The following is a 16,474-nucleotide window of genomic DNA, read 5'->3' as shown; positions in this document are numbered from 1 at the left end:
GCCCGTCACGACTGGATCAGCGCAATACCCCGGCTCCTGAAGCCCAGCGTGACATCGCTTTGCGGCGGCAGGCTCACCTCGACCGCATGGTCGACGATGAAGAGCGTGCCGATATCGGTCTCGACCTCATATTCGACATGGCCGCCGAGATAAGCGCTGTGCAGCACCCGGCCGGCGACCCCTTGCCCGCCCGGCTGGCCGATGGCAATCGAACCCGGACGCACGGCAAGCTTGGCCGGACCGGGCCGGGCATTGCGCGCCGAAACCCGATGATCGATGCCGCCGACGCGGATCAGCGCATCCGGCCCCTCAATGCTGATCACCTCACAGCCGACGACATTCGCCTCACCCATGAAATCGGCGATGAAGGCTGAGGCCGGTGCTTCGTATAGATCGCGCGGCGCACCCGACTGGGCGATTTCGCCATCCTTCATCACGATGATTCTGTCCGAAACGGCCAATGCCTCGTCCTGATCATGCGTCACATAAACGGCGGTGAACCCCAGCCGCTGCTGCAATTCACGAATTTCGGTACGCACCCGGCGGCGAAGGCGGGCATCGAGGTTGGAAAGCGGCTCATCAAGCAGCAATACCTGCGGCTCCAGCACCAGCGCGCGGGCAACCGCGACGCGCTGCTGCTGGCCGCCGGAAAGTTCTGCCGGCAGGCGATGGCCCATGCCGGCGAGGCCGACGAGCTTCAACCCCTCTTCCGCCTTTTCCCGCGCTTCCGCCTTGCGCAATCCCGAGGATTGCAGGCCGTAAGCGACATTGTCGAGCGCCGTCATGTGCGGGAAAAGCGCATAGGACTGGAAGACCATCGAGACATCGCGCTCATTGGCAGGCAGCATGGTCACATCCTTGTCGCCGATGAGAATGCGGCCGCTGGTCGGATGTTCAAGACCTGCCAGCATACGCAGCGTCGTCGTCTTGCCGCAGCCGGAGGGACCGAGCAGGGTTACCAGCGTGCCGGGCTCGATGGTGAGCGACAGGTCGGGAATGGCGGTGAAGGCGCCGAAGGTCTTGCGGACATTCTGAAAGGTGACGGAGCCGGGCTTTACGGAAATCATGCGGTTTTCTCCTGGGCAAGAGGAACGGAGGAAGCGGATGGCAGGCCGGCGACGCGGTTTTCGCGCCGCAGGCGTCGCTCACCAACAATGAGCTGGAAGCCGGTAATGACGGTGATCATCACCACGATCAGCATGGAGGAATAGGCGATCGCCACACCATATTCGCCGTTTTCGACGAGACCGACGATATAGGACGTCGCCATGTTGTACTGGGCGCTGACGAGGAAGATGACGGCGCTGATGGAGGTGATGGCGCGCACGAAGGAATAGACCAGCGCAGCCGTGATTGCGGGCCTCAAGAGCGGCAGGATGACCTTGCGGATGGTGCGGAAACTATTGGCCCGCAGCGTCAGCGAGGCCTCATCAAGGCTCTTGTCGAGCTGGCTCATCGCCGCGATGCCGCCGCGCACGCCGACCGGCATGTTGCGGAAGACGAAGCAGGCGATCAGGATCAGCGCCGAGCCCGTCATTTCCACCGGCGGCAGGTTGAAGGCCATGATGTAGCTGACACCGATGACCGTACCGGGAATGGCAAAGCTCATCATCAGCGCGAATTCGAACAGGTTCCGACCAGCGAATTTCTGCCGCACGATGATATAGGCGGTGAGAAGACCGACGGCAGCGGTGAGCGGCGCCGAAACCAGCGCGATCTCCATCGTCGTCCAGAACGAGTTCCAGGCAACACCCGTCCAGGCGATCGAGCCGTTCGAGAAGCTGACGGAAAAGGCGCGGATGTAGTGATCGAAGGTCAGGGAATTATCGAGACCCCAGGTCTTCACGAAACCACCGACAAGGATCATGCCATAAACGACGATGGTGAAGACCATCCACGGTACGACGATGGCGTGAACACCGATGGACAGGCCGCGCGGCAGGGCGATATGCGCGCCGCTGTCGCCCTTGCCCGTCACCGTGGCGAAATTCTTGCCTGCCAGCCAGAAACGCTGGGCAAGGAAGGCCGAAAGCGTGAAGCACAGGAGGATGATAGCAAGCACCGCGGCGCGGGAGGGATCATTCTGCGAGCCGACGACAGCAAAGAAGATTTCCGTCGACAGCACGCCATGCGTGCCGCCAAGCACCAGTGGATTGCCGAAATCCGCCATGCTCTCGATGAAGCCGATCAGGAAGGCATTGGCGAGACCGGGCTTCATCAGCGGCAGCGACACCCGCCAGAAGGTGCGCCAGCGGTCGGCGCGCAGCGTCTGTGAGGCTTCTTCCATCGACGGGCTGACACCTTCGACCACGCCGATCAGCACCAGAAACGAGATGGGCGTGAAGGACAGGACCTGCGCGATCCAGATGCCGGTCATGCCATAAAGCCAGCGACCCGGCTCGATGCCAAAGAGATAGGAAAGCCATTCGGTGACGACGCCGGCGCGGCCGAACAGCAGCGTCAGGGCAAGGCCGATGACGAAAGGCGGCGTGATGATCGGCAGAACGGTGAGAAGCCGCAGGCCCTTCTTGAAGGGAAAGCGGGTGCGGGTGGCGATCAGCGCGAAGCCGAGACCGAGCACGGTCGAGCCGAAGGCGGTCATTAGGGCCAGAAACAATGTGCGCCAGGCAACGCCGCAACGCTCTTCGCCCGCCACGCAGCCAAGGCTCCAGATGCCGGGATCCTGGATATTGCGGATAAAGCCATCGGCATTGAAGGAGCCGTCGAAATCCTGAACGGATGCGATCAGCATGCTGCCGATCGGATAAAAGACAAAAACCGCAACGAGGAATACCAGAACGGAAATGGCGCCGACGACGAAGGCGTCGCCTTTCATGACGCCACGTTCGGCAAGACCGAAGGCGAAAAGCAGCACGAAGACGAACGACATGACGACGGCCCCCGCCCCCATGGACGCCTGACCATCGGCAAGCATGCCAAAGAGGTTTTCGCTGATCGTCCATGTCCAGCCGGTAAAGCCGATCGCCAGCCCCTGCAAAGCAAGAAAAACGAGACCGGCAGCACCGATAAAGGCAAGCAACCCACCCCGGCGCATCGGATCACGCATTGGCCGGACAAGGCATGCGGCGAGGAAGAAAAGAACGATGCCGACAAGCCATGGTTTTCCATAGGACAATATTTGCAGCACACCGGGCGCATTGCTAGCGGTGGAGAAAAATCCGGACAGCCAGCGGAAGCTGAAAAAGCCGCCTTCGATGCGATACCAGGGAAGAAGAATGAGGGCAAAAGCCCCGAACGCCAGGACGATGTCCAGCCTGCGATTGCCACGTGTCATGGCCGACCTCGCTTATTTCATGCCGATGAGAGAGTGGCGGACACCCCGGCTTTAAAAGCCGGGATGCCTGTCGCCGGAGTTAAGATCAGTTGGCGACCGCACCAACCTCACGGTCCCAACGTTCCAGAAGCGCCTTGCGCTTGGCCGGATCGCCATAGGTCTTGAAGTCGTAGTCGATGAGCTTGATATCCTCGAACTTCGGCGCTTCTTTCGGCACTTCCGCCGTCTTGTTGGAGGGAAGCTGGAAGGACTTGGCGTCCTTCATGCGCGACTGCACTTCCGGTTTCAGCGCCCAGTCGTACCAGGTCTTGGCATTGTCGAGGTTGCGGGCACCCTTGATGATCGACATGGAGCCGATTTCGTAACCCGTGCCTTCGCACGGCGCGATCGACTTCACCGGGAAGCCTTCCGCCGTCTGCGCCACCGCATCATGCATGAAGACGATGCCGAGCGCCGTCTCGCCGCGCGCCGCCGCCTTGACCGGTGCGGAACCCGACTTGGTATATTGCGAGATATTGACGTTGAGCTTCTTCAGATAGTCGATCGCCTGATCTTCGCCCATGATCTGCGCGAGCGAGGCAAGCGCGGTATAGGCGGTACCCGAAGAGTTCGGATTGGCGATCTGGATTTCGCCCTTCAGCTCCGGCGCCAGCAGGTCGGCCCAGCACTTCGGCTCCTTGTAACCCTTCGACTTGAAGATTTCGGTGTTGTAGCCCCAGCCCAGCGCACCGGCATAAACGCCGACAGTCCTGTAACCGGTGCTTTCGGCCTGTTTCACGGCCCAGTCCTGCAACTGGTCGAGCATCGGCGACTTGTATTCCAGCGTCAGGTTTTCCGAGGCGGCCTGCATATGCGGATCGCCGGTACCGGCCCACCAGATATCGGTCTTTGGGTTGCGGGCTTCCGCGCGCACCTTGGCATAGGTCTCGCCCGAAGACAGGCGCACCATATTGACCTTGATGTCGTGCGACTTTTCAAAATCGCCCTTCATCTGTTCGCAGATGACGACATCGGCCGAGCAGATGAGGTTCAGTTCGCCCGCCGCCTGCGCGGAAACGGCGCTCAGTGCCGTGCCGGCAAAAAGCAGGGTGGAAAGTATCGTCAGTCGCATGGTTATCCTCCTGTAGCTTGCGTCTGAATTCCTGGGCAGCGCGCGGACATGGCGCTGCCGGTCGCGGCGCCCTGCGGCGCGCACGCTGTCTTTTCGAGGTGTTGGTTTTTGGCCCTACTGGGTCTGGCTCGGGTGGATTTCGCTGTCGAAGCGGCTCAATAACCGACTTCGCTCTTCGGGTTGGCCAAAAGTGGCGAAGTCATAGTCCACCATCTTGATCATCGATATATCGGGTGCGGTGAGCGGCAATGTCGCCCGGGCGTTGGACGGCACCTGGTTCTGGCCCGCCGCAGCTCCGGTCGCCTGCCCCTCCGGGCTCAGCGCAAATTCCACGAAGGCCTGCGCAAGGGCCGTATTACGGTTGCCCTTGACGATGCTGACCGCCCCGATCTCGTAACCGGTGCCCTCGCAGGGTGCGACGATGACCAGCGGAAATCCTTCGATCTTCTGGGTCACCGCGTCATGCATGAAGGAAATCCCGATCACGACCTCGCCCCGCGCCGCCGCCTTGACGGGCGCTGCACCCACCTTGGTATAACCGACGACATTCCGGTTCAGTTTCGTCATGAAACCGAAGGCCTCCTCCTCGCCGAACAGCTGCACCAGCGTGGCGAGCATGGTGAAGGCAGTGCCTGAATAGTTTGGATTGCCGGTCAGGATATGGCCACGATAAATGTCCTTCGCCAGATCCTTCCAGCAGGTGGGAGCCGGCAGATTGTTTCTGGCGAGCAGTTCGGAATTATAGGCAAAACCCAGTGCTCCGGCATAAATGCCGGCGGACCTTGATCCGGACATGGCATAAAAATTCTGCGCCCAGGGCAACAGGTCCTGTGGATGCAGGGGCTGATACTCGTCCAGCAGCCCTTCCGAGCCGGCCTGCAAATGGGTATCGCCCGTGCCACCCCACCAGACGTCGACTGTCGGGTGGGATCGTTCCGCACGGATCTGGTCGAGGATTTCGCCGGTGCTCCTGCGAACCATTAAAATCTCAAGGCCCGTCTTTGCCTCGAAGGCCCGCTGCATGGCCACACACCAGGACTCGTCGACGCCGCACAGGACGTTCAACTTCGGCTCGGCCATGCCATGCCCTGCGCCGCACAGCCATAGAGCCATGCTCGCCGCAAGTGCGGTCAATCGTTTCACTTAAAGCCTCCCTGCCTGGAACCTCCCCGTTCCAGTCTCCACAAACAGCATGTCACATTCGGCCCGTACCGCAATCGAAGAATGGTTACCAATTTTTCACTGCACCGCCGAACAAGATTACAGATATTACAATTATGACGGGGGAGATAACCAGCGAGCCTTTGAAGATCGCCGCAGCCGCGCCTATGATGATGGCGGGAGGAAGATGCCGTGCTTAATCAGAAGGTTCGCATTCTGATCGTCGAGGACGATCCTGATATGGCCGAGCTTATCTCGGACCTCGTCGAGGCCGAGGGCTGGCTGCCCACCTGCGCCCGCTCCGCCGAGGAAGCGGACGAGATATTGGCGCGGGACAGGATGCAGCTGGTGCTCGTTGATCACAATCTGCCCGGCACGTCCGGCCGCACTTTCGCCCAGCGGCTGCGCAGCAAGGTCGATAGCGATATCGGCATCGTCATGGTCACGGCCGCCGGCAGCGCCGCCGACCGGGTTCTCGGTCTGGAAACGGCCGCCGACGATTATGTCGTCAAACCCTTTGAACCCATCGAACTGACGGCGCGGATCAAGGCCGTTCTGCGCCGGACGATCCCCTCGCTGAAACAGGAAAAGGACAGCGAGCGTGACCATGGCCGCACGGCGCTGCGCCTCGGCGACTGGGCGATCGATCTCGATGCCCGCCGGGCCGTCTGCCTTGCGGACCGCAGCCGCACGCTGACCAGTGCCGAATTCGCGCTGCTTGAAATTCTCGCCGAAACACCAAACCAACCCGTCAGCCGTTCGCAGATCCTCGACCGGCTGGGTTCGGAAAGCGACCGCTATATCGATCGCAATGTCGATGTGCTGGTGCTGCGGCTGCGGCGCAAGATCGAGATAAACCCCGATCTGCCGCGCCATATCAAGACCCGGCGCGGTAAGGGATATGTGCTCCATACCGACGAGGGCGAGCTTTCCCCGTGATCAGCCGTTCCTTCCTTTCCTCGATCGCGTTTCGCCTGCCCTTTGCGATCGTCTTTACCTGCGTCCTCGTCTTCAGCCTGTCGGCCATCGCCATTTATGGCCTGCAGCGCGCCCGCGATGAGATGGCGGCCTATGGCTTGCAGGCCTTTTCCAGTCTCGCCAAGGCGTCGCTGGTCTCCCGGCAGGTCTCCGATCTCGTCTCCAGCGCGCCTTTCCTGATGAATGCCGCCTCGCCCTATCGCGTTTCCAGCGAAAGCCGCTCCGTGGTCCAGCAGGTCGACCTGCTGCTGGAGATGACCGGGCCAGCCAGCGGGGAGCGGGCAGCACGCGGCTTTGCGAGCGAACGCATCGTCGAACTGCTCCAGCTTATCCGGGCGCAGACGCTCGATCTCGCCAGGGATGCCGATGCCGCACAGGCGCACAAGGCGGAAGCGGCGGCGGCACTCGGCGAAATCGCTACCGGTCGCGGCATTGCCGACCCGGAGCTGCGCCGGCGCATGAACGGCATCGTGCAGGCCGCCTCCGCATCCGACAGCCTCTTCCAACTGGGTGAACTGCGCCGCCGTTATGTCGCCGAAACCACCGCGCGTCAGCAGGGTTACCCCGGCGAGCGCTTGCCTCTGGCCGAGATGCAACCCTATGAGCGGGTCTTTGCGGCCCAGAGCCGTTATCTCCTTGAAATGTTCGCCATCCGCGCCTCGGTGTCGCGGCTTCATACCGTGTCGCGCGACCTCTCCCATGTCACGGAAACCCAGGGCGATGCGGTTGCCCGCAGCCTGAACGAAGACCTGATCTCCACCTCCGATGCACTCAACCGGCTGCTGGTCATCGTGGCCGTGGCCTCGCTTCTGGTTCTGGTGGTGGCTATCCTCTCCATCCGCTCGGTAATGCGGGTGTCGCGCGGGATCGCGGCGCTCTCCAACGGCATGAATGCGCTCGCCAAAGGCGAAAAGGATGTCGGCCCGCCTTCCTATAGCGGCTCGGAAACGGAGCTGATCCGTCTGCTTGACGCATTCCGCGCCTTTCATGACAGCGTCGACCGCGTCTCGCGCCTCAGGCGCACGGCGGAAGCGGCGGCCCGCACCATCCGCTCGACCTTCCGCAACATGAATGAGGGCATAGCGCTGTTTGATGCAACCGGCCGGCCGATCACCATGAACCGCCGCATCATCGAACTGGTCGGACGCTCCGGCTCGTCGCGAAAACTGCCGATCCGCCGGTTTGTCGAACCGGTCCCGGAAATCGATCCGATGCTTCTGCCGTTCGAGAGCGAAAAGGGCGCGTTGATGGAGCGCGCCGTTGTGCGCCACCGCACCGCGGACGAACGGGTGATCGAAGTATCGATGTCGCGCCAGCCGGATGGCGGCATCGTGCTGCTTGCCCGCGATGTCACGGCGCTCGACCGGCAGGAAGCGGAAGCCGTAAAGGCCCAGCGGCTGGACGGCATCATGCGCATGACGCATCAGGTCAGCCATGAGGTGGGCAACATGATCGGCATCATCACCGGCAGTCTCGGGCTTTTGGAGCGCGAGGCCGGGTTCAACGACCGCCAGAACCGGCACATTGCCCGTATCCGCAAGGCGGCGGATCGCGGCCGGTCTCTCGCCAGCAGCATGCTGACCATCGGCAGCCAGCAGCCGATCCATCCAAGCTCAATCAATGTCGCCAACCTGCTGCGCGGCATGGCCGACATCCTAGAGATCGCGGTCGGCCCCAAATGCCGGATCGCGCTCGATCTCGACGACAACCTTCCCACAATCCCGCTCGACCCGGCGCTTTTCGAGCAATCCATCCTCAACCTCTGCCTCAATGCGGCGGCCGCCATGCCAGATGGCGGCCTGATTTCAATCGAGGCGGCCTGCGAGAAGGATGCACTGGTGATATCAGTCACCGACGAAGGCATTGGCATGACGCCGGAGGCAGTGGACAAGGCCTTTGAACCCTATTTCACCACCCGTGGGGACCATGGCGGCGCGGGCCTTGGCCTTGCCATGGTCTATGGCTTCGTGCGCCAGAGCGGCGGCGAGGCGCATATCAGTTCCAAGCCGGGTGAAGGGGCGAAGGTGCAGTTGACATTTCCGGCAGGCACCGGGCTGGCGCAAAGGTCGGCCTGAAGCCGCTCGCGTGCTCGGCCAAGCGGCCGGTCAGTCCTTCGCGCCGGCGGCCTTAAGCAGTGCAACGATTTCCGTAAGCCCTCTTTCGCGTGCATGGGCAAGCGCGGTCCTTCCGTCAAAATCCTTCACTGCAACGTCAGCGCCGCCGGCAAGAAGCGACCGGACGATCCGCTGGGATACCGCCCCGCCATCTCTCAGGATTGTGACTTCAAGCAGGGCCGTCCACCCAAGCCGGTTGACGTGATCGACATCCAAACCGGCTGCAAGCAGCATATCGACGGCTTCCGGATGTCCCTTTTCGGCAGCCGGAATGAGGGCGGTGCCGCCAAAGCGGTTGGTGCTTTCAAGGTTTGCGCCCTTTTTCAGGATCATCCGCAGGATCTCGGTTCTGCCCTGCGCACCCGCCACCAGAAAGGGGCTGTCCTCGATATTGTCGCGGGCATCAACATCGGCACCGGCCTCGATAAGCAGGCGTGCCGCCGGCACATCATTTTGCCAGACGGCAACCAGAAGAGGCGTCTGGCCCTGCGCGTTCCGCTCTTCGGTGACGCCACTGTTTTTCAAAAGCTGTTCGAGCCTCGCGTGATCCTTCGCCGTTACGGCTTCCAGAACGGAAGCCTCAGCATTTGCGCCAAGGGCCATCATCAGCACTCCCCATAAAACCAGTCGTCGCATCGTCACCTCGAAAGAATGCCGGCACCGGTGGTGCGGGCAGCGCCATTATTCCAGATGACCGGCATTCGCTTCAAGACCCGCTTTTTTGCCGCCTCAGGCCACCTGCACGAAATGGCCGGGTGAAACGGTCCTGTAAGTCCGTACAGGCGTTTCATATCCCATTGCCCGTATCGGGCTTTTCAGCTCGTCATTGGAAACGCCGCGCCTTATTCCGCGCCGCGCCGGATCCGGAACCGGCACCGCCGCCATCAGCTTTTTCGTATAGGCATGCTGCGGATTGTCGAAGACATCAGCACGCGGGCCGATTTCGACGATCTCGCCGAGATACATCACCGCCACACGGTGACTGACGCGCTCCACCACCGCCATGTCATGCGAGATGAACAGGAAGGCGAGGTTGAGGCTCTGCTGGAGGTCGAGCAACAGGTTGCAGACCTGCGCCTTGATCGAAACATCAAGCGCCGAGACGCTTTCATCGGCAACGATGACCTTGGGATCAAGCGCAAGCGCCCGGGCAATGGCGATGCGCTGACGCTGGCCGCCGGAAAACTCATGTGGGTATCGACCGGCCATATCAGCGGAAAGGCCAACCTTCTGCAGAAGATCGGCGGTCTTTTCCTTCGCCTGTTTCGTGGTGCCCAGCTTGTGCTTGATGAAGGGTTCGGAAATCGCCGTCCCCACCGTCATGCGCGGATTGAGCGAGGAGAACGGGTCCTGAAAGATCATCTGGACGGATTTGCGCATGTTGCGCAGGCCGACCGTATCGAGCCGCATCACATCGTAACCGTCAAGCGATACATCGCCGGACGAAGGCTCCACGAGGCGCATGATCGAGCGGCCGGTGGTGGATTTTCCGCAACCGGATTCACCGACCAGCGCAAGCGTCTCCCCCTGGAACAGATCGAAGGAGACGTTTTCGACGGCATGAACCGCACCCGTCTGGCGCGCCAGCAGGCCGGAGCGGATGGGGAAACGCGTCACGAGGTTCTTGACCGACAGAACCGGCGTCTGACCGCTCGCAACCGTCTCGGCCACCTCCTCGGCTTCGGTTGAAAGACCGGTTTTCATGTCGAGCACGGGAAAACGTGTCGGCCATTGCCGATCACGCATCGAGCCAAGCTTCGGCACCGCCGAAAGCAGCGCCCGCGTATAGGGGTGCTTGCCGCGTTTGAATATCGCCTCGGTCGGTCCGGTCTCAACCTCATCGCCGCGATACATGACGATCGTCCGGTCGGCGATCTCGGCCACCACACCCATGTCGTGGGTGATGAAAAGGACCGACATGCCTTCCTCTTCCTGAAGCAGTTTGATCAGGTCGAGGATTTGCCCCTGAATGGTGACGTCGAGCGCCGTCGTCGGCTCATCGGCGATCAGCAGTTTCGGCCGCGAGGCGAGCGCCATGGCAATCATTACCCGCTGGCGCATGCCGCCGGAAAACTGATGCGGATATTCGTCAAAACGGCCGGCCGCATTGGGAATACGGACCTTTTCCAGAAGCCGCACCGTCTCCGCCCGCGCCTGCTGTTTCGAAAGCCCCTTGTGGCGAATGAGAACTTCGGAAATCTGACGGCCGATGGTGAAGATCGGATTGAGCGAGGTCATCGGCTCCTGAAAGATCATCGAGATATCGTTGCCGCGCACGCCGCGCATCTCCTTTTCGGAAAGCGCCAGCAGGTTGCGGCCGTTGAGCAGCACTTCGCCTTCGATCCGGCTGGAGGAAGGCGCAAGCAGACGCATGAGCGACAGCGAGGTGACGGACTTGCCGGAACCGGATTCGCCGACAATCGCGACGGTTTCGCCTGGCGCAACATCGAAAGAGACGTTGCGCACGACGCTTTTCCATTCGTCATCGACGAGAAACGACGTCGTCAGGTTACGGACGGAGAGGACTGGTTTTGTTTCCATGGTGTCAACGCCCCACCGCATAGGCCTGCATCAGCCGCGGTGTTGCCGCAGCCCGCAACAGGCCATCCGCATTCCGCCGCGCAGCAGTCAATCGCCCGACCGACCAGGCATCGGCAACCGTGACCCGGTGGCCGCGACGGCGAAGCTCGTCGAGCGTGGCCTCCCCCACCGTGCTTTCCACCATGATTTCACCCGGCGAACTGGTGCGCGGATAAAACGAACCCGGAAAATGCGAGGTGTGGAACAGGGGCATATCGATGGCCGACTGCAGGTTCTTGCCGTGATGCGCATAACGCAGGAAGAAGGGCAGCTGCCACTGGTCCTGCTGGTCGCCGCCGGGTGTGCCGAAGACCATGGCGGGACGGCCCTGATGCAGCGCCAGCGACGGCGTCAGCGTCGTGCGCGGGCGTTTGCCCGGCGCAAGCGAGGTCGGCAGGCCGTCCTTCAGCCAGAACATCTGGGCGCGGGAATTGAGCGCGAAACCGAGACCGGGTACGATCGGCGAAGATTGCAGCCAGCCGCCCGAAGGCGTGGTGGAGACCATGTTGCCCCAGCGGTCGATGACATCGATATGCACCGTGTCCCCGCGCTTCTCAGTCAGATGCGACATGGTCGGCTCGTAGACGGTGCCCTTGCCGCTCATCTCGGCCAGCATGGCCATGGTGGCGTCCACCTGGTTTTCATAACCCGGCACGGTGCCGGGGCGCAGCTCCAGCGACGCCTCGCCGCCGATCAGCGCCCGGCGTCCGGCATTGTAGCCCTCGGAAAGAAGATATTCCGTCGGGATTTGCCCAAATTCCGGATCGCCGTAATAGACCTCGCGGTCGGCAAAGGCGAGCTTCATGGCTTCGACGACGGTGTGGATGAAATCGGGACCGGACGGGTCCATGGCCGCGATGTCGAAACCTTTCAGCAATGCGAGCGATTGCAGCAGAACCGGACCCTGCCCCCAGGCAGGTGTCTTGGCAACCGTCCAGTCATGATAGTCGAATGTCTGCGGCGCTTCGACGGTCGCGCTCCAATCCGCCATGTCCTGCGCCGTCAGCACCCCTTTATGCTTTGCGCCGCTGGCATCCATCACCTCCGCCGACCTTACGTAACTGTCGATGGCTTCCGCTACGAAACCCCGGTAGAAGGCATCGCGTGCCGCCTCGATCTGGTTTTCGCGGCCGGAGCGCGCTTCGGCTTCGGTGACGATCCGCTGATAGGTCGCGGCAAGGACAGGGTTCCTGAAATTGGCGTGAGGTTCGGGTGCCGCACCGCCCGGCAGCCATGTCTCATGGGATGTCGGCCATTCCTTCTCGAAGAAATCGGCCAGCCCCTTGATGGTGGCGGAGACACGCGGCAATGTCGGATGCCCATGTTCGGCGTAATAGATGGCGGGTTCCAGCACGTCGCGCACGCTCATCGTGCCATAGTCGCGCAGCATCAGCATCCAGCCGTCGAAGGCACCGGGAATGACGGTGGCCAGCAGCCCGTCGCCTGGGATCAGCTTCAGCCCTTCCGAAGTGTAATGTTCGATCGTCGCACCGCTCGGGGCCGGGCCCTGTGCGCAGATGACTTCGACCTTGTCCTTCTGCTTCGAATAAAACACGGCGGGCATATCGCCGCCCGGACCGCACAGATGCGGCTCGACAATCTGGAGGACAAAACCGGTGGCGACGGCGGCGTCGAAAGCATTGCCGCCCTTTTCGAGGATCGCCATGCCAACGGCCGAGGCGATCCAGTGCGTGGAGGTGACGACGCCGAAGGTGCCAAGGATTTCAGGGCGTGTGGTGAATTCATTCATTCCGATATTCCTTGTAAAAAATCATGCTTCGCGCGGATCGAGCGCGTCACGCAGGCCGTCGCCCAGAAGATTGAAACCGATGACGACGAGGAAGATTGCGATGCCGGGCCACATCGTCATCCACGGCGCCTGGCTGAGAAAATTCTTCGCGGTGTTCAGCATGGAACCCCAGGATGGGGCCGGCGCCTGCTGGCCAAGACCGAGGAAGGAAAGGCTCGCCTCCGCGATGATGGCGGTCGCCACCGTCAGAGTCGCCTGCACGATGATGGGGGCAAAGACATTCGGCAGGATATAACGGGTCATGATATCGATATGGTTGAGGCCGATGGACCTTGCGCCTTCGACATAATCTTCCATCTTGACGGCAAGCACCTGCCCGCGCGTCAACCGCACGAAAATCGGCATGGCGGAAAGGCCGATGGCAATCATCGCATTTGTGAGGCTCGGGCCGAGAAAGGCAGCCAGTGCAATCGCCATGATCAGGAACGGCATGGCCAGCAGCGCTTCAGTGATGCGCGATATGACCATATCCACCCAGCCGCCGAAATAACCTGAAATCAACCCGAACGGCACACCGATCACAACGGCGATCATCACGGAGACGACGCCTGCCATCAGCGAAGCGCGCGCGCCATAGATCATGCGCGAGAGAATATCGCGGCCGAGATCATCGGTCCCGAGCCAGTGGGCCGCCGATGGCGCCTTGCGGATGGCCGACCAGCTGGTCGCAACCGGGTCGGCAATCGGCAGGATCGGCGCGGCGATGGCAAGCACGGCGAAAAACAGCACGATGATCATGCCGACAAGCGCCGATTTGTTGCGCTTCATTTTTTTCCAGGCGCGGCTTTCCTGCCGTGTCGCCGGTACGGAGAGGTTTTGATCGAGAACGGTCATGATATCAGCCTCAGATTGTCGCCCTGAGGCGGGGGTTGAGCAGGACATAGGCAATGTCGGCCAGAAGGTTCATGAGGATGAAGCCGACGGCGGTGCAGAGCACGATGCCCTGCACGACGGCATAGTCACGCGTAAACACCGCATCGACGGTCATCTTGCCGAAGCCGGGAATGGTGAATATCTGCTCCGTCAGAACCGCGCCGGCCAGCAATTCACCGAAGAGCAGCGCCAGCAGCGTGATGACGGGCAGAAGCGCGTTGCGGAAACTGTGCGACAGGATGATTTCGCGTGGCGAAAGCCCCTTGGCGCGGGCGGTGCGGATATAGTCGGAACTCAAGACCGCCACCATCGCCGAGCGGGTATGGCGCATCAGCGTCGCCGCAAGCGCATTGCCGAGCACGAAGGCGGGCATGATCATGGTTTCGATGGAGCGGACAGGGTCTACGAAGATCGATTCATAACCGGATGCCGGCAGCCAACCGAGTTTGACCGACACCAGCAGGATCAGCATGATGCCGAGCCAGAAATTCGGGATCGACAGGCCGGAGAGCGCCACGATATTGGCCGTATAATCGATCCACGTGTTCTTCTTGACGGCGGCCAGAATGCCGATGGGAATGCCGATGACCATGGCAAAGAACATCGCCATGACGGCAAGCTGAATGGTGACCGGCAGCTTCTGGCCGATCAGTTCCAGCACCGGCTGGTTGGTGCGCAGCGAAATGCCGAAATCACCCGTAACCACGCCGCCCAGCCAGTTGAGATATTGCAGCGGCACGGGGTCGTTCAGGCGATATTTCTCGCGCAGGAATTCAATCGTCGCGGGATCGCGCTCCTCGCCCGCCATGGCAAGGACCGGATCGCCCGGCAACAATTTCTGCAGCGAAAAGACGAAGATGGAAATGATGAGAAGCGTCGGGATCGCGACCAGCAGTCGCTTGCCGATATAAACAGGCATGGCATTGCCCCCGTTTGAGTCCGGTGCTGGGGGCCGCACGGCAAGCCGTGCGACCTGTTCAAAGCTGTCAGTCCTTGCTGACGCCGAGAAGACGGATCATGCCATCCGGCGACGGTGCCCAGCCCTTGACCTTGTTGGAGATGGCATAGGCATAAGGCTGGTGGCCGAGATAGATGATCGGCATGTCATCGTTGAGGATGACACTTGCGGCATCGTATTTTTCCTTGCGGACCGCATCTTCGGTCGAGGCGCGGGCCTCGTTCAGCAGCTTGTCGACCTCGGGATTGCAATATTTCACGTCGTTGATGCCGCCCTTGCAGGTGACGAACTGGTGCAGGTTGCCATCGGGATCGATACGTCCCGACCAGTCGGAACGGCTGAGCTGGTAGTTGCCGGCGGTCTGTTCGGACAGAAGCGTCGCAAACTCGGTTGCCTTCAGGGTGACGTTGAAGCCGGCCTCGGCCACCATGGACTGGATGACCTGCATCATCTGTGTCTGCGTGGTGTTGTTGGCGTGCTGAAGTTCGACGTCGAGCGTCTCGTAACCCGCTTCCTTCATCAACTGCTTGGCCTTGTCGATATCGCGCGGCGGCACCGGCAGGCTCTGGTTGAACCAGGGGCTCGTCGGCGGGAAGGCCTGATTACCGCCCTTGGAGGTGCCTTCAAAGACGATCTGGCCGATCGCCTCGCGGTCAATCGCATAGGAGAATGCCTGACGCAGGCGCTTGTCCTTGCCGAGCGGATTATCCGCACGCGCGCCATTGTTCATGTTGACATACATGGCCATGTAACCCGGCCCGATCACATCGGCATAGGTCAGCTTGGAGTCGTTCCTGACGGATTCCGCATCGGACGCCGAAATACGCTCGGCGATATCGAGGTCGCCTGCGCGAAGGTTTGCAAGCTTCACGGTCGTATCGGGGATCGGCAGATAAACGACCTTGTCGACGAGGACCTTGTCCTTATCCCAATAGTCAGCGAATTTCTCGAGCACGATACGGTCCTGCTGGATACGCTCGACAAATTTGAACGGCCCCGCGCAAACCGGTTTCGAACCAAAATTCGCGCCCAGTTCCTTGGCCGCCTTGGGTTCAACGATCATGCCGGCGCGGTCGGAAAGCTGCGCCAGAAGGGTAACGTCAGGCGTCTTCAGCGTAAATTTCACCTCCAGCGGTCCCGTCGCCTCAACCTTCTCGACCGAGGACAGCTCGCTTTTGCGGCGCGATTCCGGCAGCGTGATATTGCGCTCGATGGTGGCGACAACGGCGGCCGCGTCCAGCGTCTCGCCATTGTGGAACTTGACGCCATCGCGGATTTTCATGGTCAGCACCTTGCCGCCTTCGGACCACGCCCATTCGGTAGCCAGCTGCGGCACGATCTTCATGTCCTGCGAGATATCCACCAGCTTGTCGCACATGGCGGTGTAGACGATGCGGCCGACGAAGGTGCGCGACTGCGCGGGGTCGAGCACATCGGCGTCGTCGTTCAGGCCGATGCGCAATTCGGACGATAGCGCCGGCGCGGCCAGCAATGCGCTTGCCAATAGCGCCGCAGTCAATGTCTGGATTTTCTTCATGTTCGTTCCTCTGGTCTGGTTATTTTGACTTTTTGTCATTGGCCGCCCCTTGAGGGA

General features: G+C 61.3%; 12 protein-coding genes. 2 read left to right on the top strand and 10 right to left on the bottom strand.

Translation table 11 applies throughout. From position 1 onward, the window contains the following. Positions 1 to 5 precede the first annotated feature (5 nt). The 4 genes from ACQZ5F_RS21950 to ACQZ5F_RS21935 all read right to left on the bottom strand — a co-directional run bounded on the left by ACQZ5F_RS21950 (position 6) and on the right by ACQZ5F_RS21935 (position 5,519). A complete protein-coding gene (locus tag ACQZ5F_RS21950; protein WP_046801269.1) occupies positions 6 to 1,067 on the bottom strand; it encodes an ABC transporter ATP-binding protein in 1,062 nt (353 codons plus the stop codon). Further along, on the bottom strand, positions 1,064 to 3,295 hold the full coding sequence (locus ACQZ5F_RS21945; RefSeq protein ID WP_137087931.1) for an ABC transporter permease: 2,232 nt from the start codon (positions 3,293 to 3,295) through the stop codon (positions 1,064 to 1,066). Before ACQZ5F_RS21945 ends, ACQZ5F_RS21950 begins: the two co-directional genes overlap by 4 nt. An 85-nt stretch (positions 3,296 to 3,380) precedes the next feature. Then, positions 3,381 to 4,406, bottom strand: a complete 1,026-nt coding sequence (locus tag ACQZ5F_RS21940) for an ABC transporter substrate-binding protein (RefSeq protein WP_046801267.1) — start codon at positions 4,404 to 4,406, stop codon at positions 3,381 to 3,383. 114 nt (positions 4,407 to 4,520) lie between these two features. Further along, the gene (locus ACQZ5F_RS21935) at positions 4,521 to 5,519 is read right to left on the bottom strand and encodes an ABC transporter substrate-binding protein (protein ID WP_225338214.1); all 999 of its coding nucleotides are present in this window, start codon (positions 5,517 to 5,519) and stop codon (positions 4,521 to 4,523) included. Positions 5,520 to 5,759: 240 nt separating this feature from the next. Between ACQZ5F_RS21935 and ACQZ5F_RS21930 the strand changes: the two genes are divergently transcribed. Further along, positions 5,760 to 6,506 (top strand): response regulator transcription factor, encoded by a 747-nt coding sequence (locus ACQZ5F_RS21930; protein ID WP_052820575.1) that lies wholly within the window; start codon positions 5,760 to 5,762, stop codon positions 6,504 to 6,506. After that, positions 6,503 to 8,620 (top strand): sensor histidine kinase, encoded by a 2,118-nt coding sequence (locus ACQZ5F_RS21925; protein ID WP_225338192.1) that lies wholly within the window; start codon positions 6,503 to 6,505, stop codon positions 8,618 to 8,620. The genes ACQZ5F_RS21930 and ACQZ5F_RS21925 overlap by 4 nt, the downstream gene beginning before the upstream one ends. A 30-nt stretch (positions 8,621 to 8,650) precedes the next feature. Here the strand turns inward: ACQZ5F_RS21925 and ACQZ5F_RS21920 are convergent, their stop codons facing one another. From ACQZ5F_RS21920 to ACQZ5F_RS21895, 6 genes are all read right to left on the bottom strand, one after another. After that, on the bottom strand, positions 8,651 to 9,295 hold the full coding sequence (locus ACQZ5F_RS21920) for an ankyrin repeat domain-containing protein (RefSeq protein ID WP_052820573.1): 645 nt from the start codon (positions 9,293 to 9,295) through the stop codon (positions 8,651 to 8,653). Between the two features lie 93 nt (positions 9,296 to 9,388). Then, positions 9,389 to 11,200 carry an ABC transporter ATP-binding protein gene (locus ACQZ5F_RS21915; protein WP_225338191.1) on the bottom strand — a complete coding sequence of 604 codons (1,812 nt, stop codon included), beginning with the start codon at positions 11,198 to 11,200 and terminating at the stop codon, positions 9,389 to 9,391. A gap of 4 nt (positions 11,201 to 11,204) precedes the next feature. Next, positions 11,205 to 12,989 carry a gamma-glutamyltransferase family protein gene (locus ACQZ5F_RS21910; RefSeq protein ID WP_225338190.1) on the bottom strand — a complete coding sequence of 595 codons (1,785 nt, stop codon included), beginning with the start codon at positions 12,987 to 12,989 and terminating at the stop codon, positions 11,205 to 11,207. A 21-nt stretch (positions 12,990 to 13,010) separates the two neighbouring features. Further along, a complete protein-coding gene (locus ACQZ5F_RS21905; RefSeq protein WP_003505690.1) occupies positions 13,011 to 13,883 on the bottom strand; it encodes an ABC transporter permease in 873 nt (290 codons plus the stop codon). Between the two features lie 10 nt (positions 13,884 to 13,893). Continuing rightward, complete coding sequence (locus tag ACQZ5F_RS21900; protein ID WP_006311351.1) at positions 13,894 to 14,841, bottom strand: ABC transporter permease; 948 nt, start codon at positions 14,839 to 14,841, stop codon at positions 13,894 to 13,896. 67 nt (positions 14,842 to 14,908) lie between these two features. Further along, positions 14,909 to 16,417 (bottom strand): ABC transporter substrate-binding protein, encoded by a 1,509-nt coding sequence (locus ACQZ5F_RS21895; protein ID WP_052820570.1) that lies wholly within the window; start codon positions 16,415 to 16,417, stop codon positions 14,909 to 14,911. Positions 16,418 to 16,474 lie beyond the last annotated feature (57 nt).

The organism is Agrobacterium sp. 22-210-1 (assembly GCF_053522525.1).
The sequence above is the reverse complement of the archived record's forward strand: the minus strand, read 5'-3'. Positions and strand labels throughout refer to the sequence as shown.

Coding starts and splice junctions, on each gene's coding strand:
- ACQZ5F_RS21950 (WP_046801269.1), bottom strand. CDS start 1,067: ATGATTTCCGTAAAGCCCGGCTCCGTCACCTTTCAGAATGTCCGCAAG.
- ACQZ5F_RS21945 (WP_137087931.1), bottom strand. CDS start 3,295: ATGACACGTGGCAATCGCAGGCTGGACATCGTCCTGGCGTTCGGGGCT.
- ACQZ5F_RS21940 (WP_046801267.1), bottom strand. CDS start 4,406: ATGCGACTGACGATACTTTCCACCCTGCTTTTTGCCGGCACGGCACTG.
- ACQZ5F_RS21935 (WP_225338214.1), bottom strand. CDS start 5,519: ATGGCTCTATGGCTGTGCGGCGCAGGGCATGGCATGGCCGAGCCGAAG.
- ACQZ5F_RS21920 (WP_052820573.1), bottom strand. CDS start 9,295: ATGCGACGACTGGTTTTATGGGGAGTGCTGATGATGGCCCTTGGCGCA.
- ACQZ5F_RS21915 (WP_225338191.1), bottom strand. CDS start 11,200: ATGGAAACAAAACCAGTCCTCTCCGTCCGTAACCTGACGACGTCGTTT.
- ACQZ5F_RS21910 (WP_225338190.1), bottom strand. CDS start 12,989: ATGAATGAATTCACCACACGCCCTGAAATCCTTGGCACCTTCGGCGTC.
- ACQZ5F_RS21905 (WP_003505690.1), bottom strand. CDS start 13,883: ATGACCGTTCTCGATCAAAACCTCTCCGTACCGGCGACACGGCAGGAA.
- ACQZ5F_RS21900 (WP_006311351.1), bottom strand. CDS start 14,841: ATGCCTGTTTATATCGGCAAGCGACTGCTGGTCGCGATCCCGACGCTT.
- ACQZ5F_RS21895 (WP_052820570.1), bottom strand. CDS start 16,417: ATGAAGAAAATCCAGACATTGACTGCGGCGCTATTGGCAAGCGCATTG.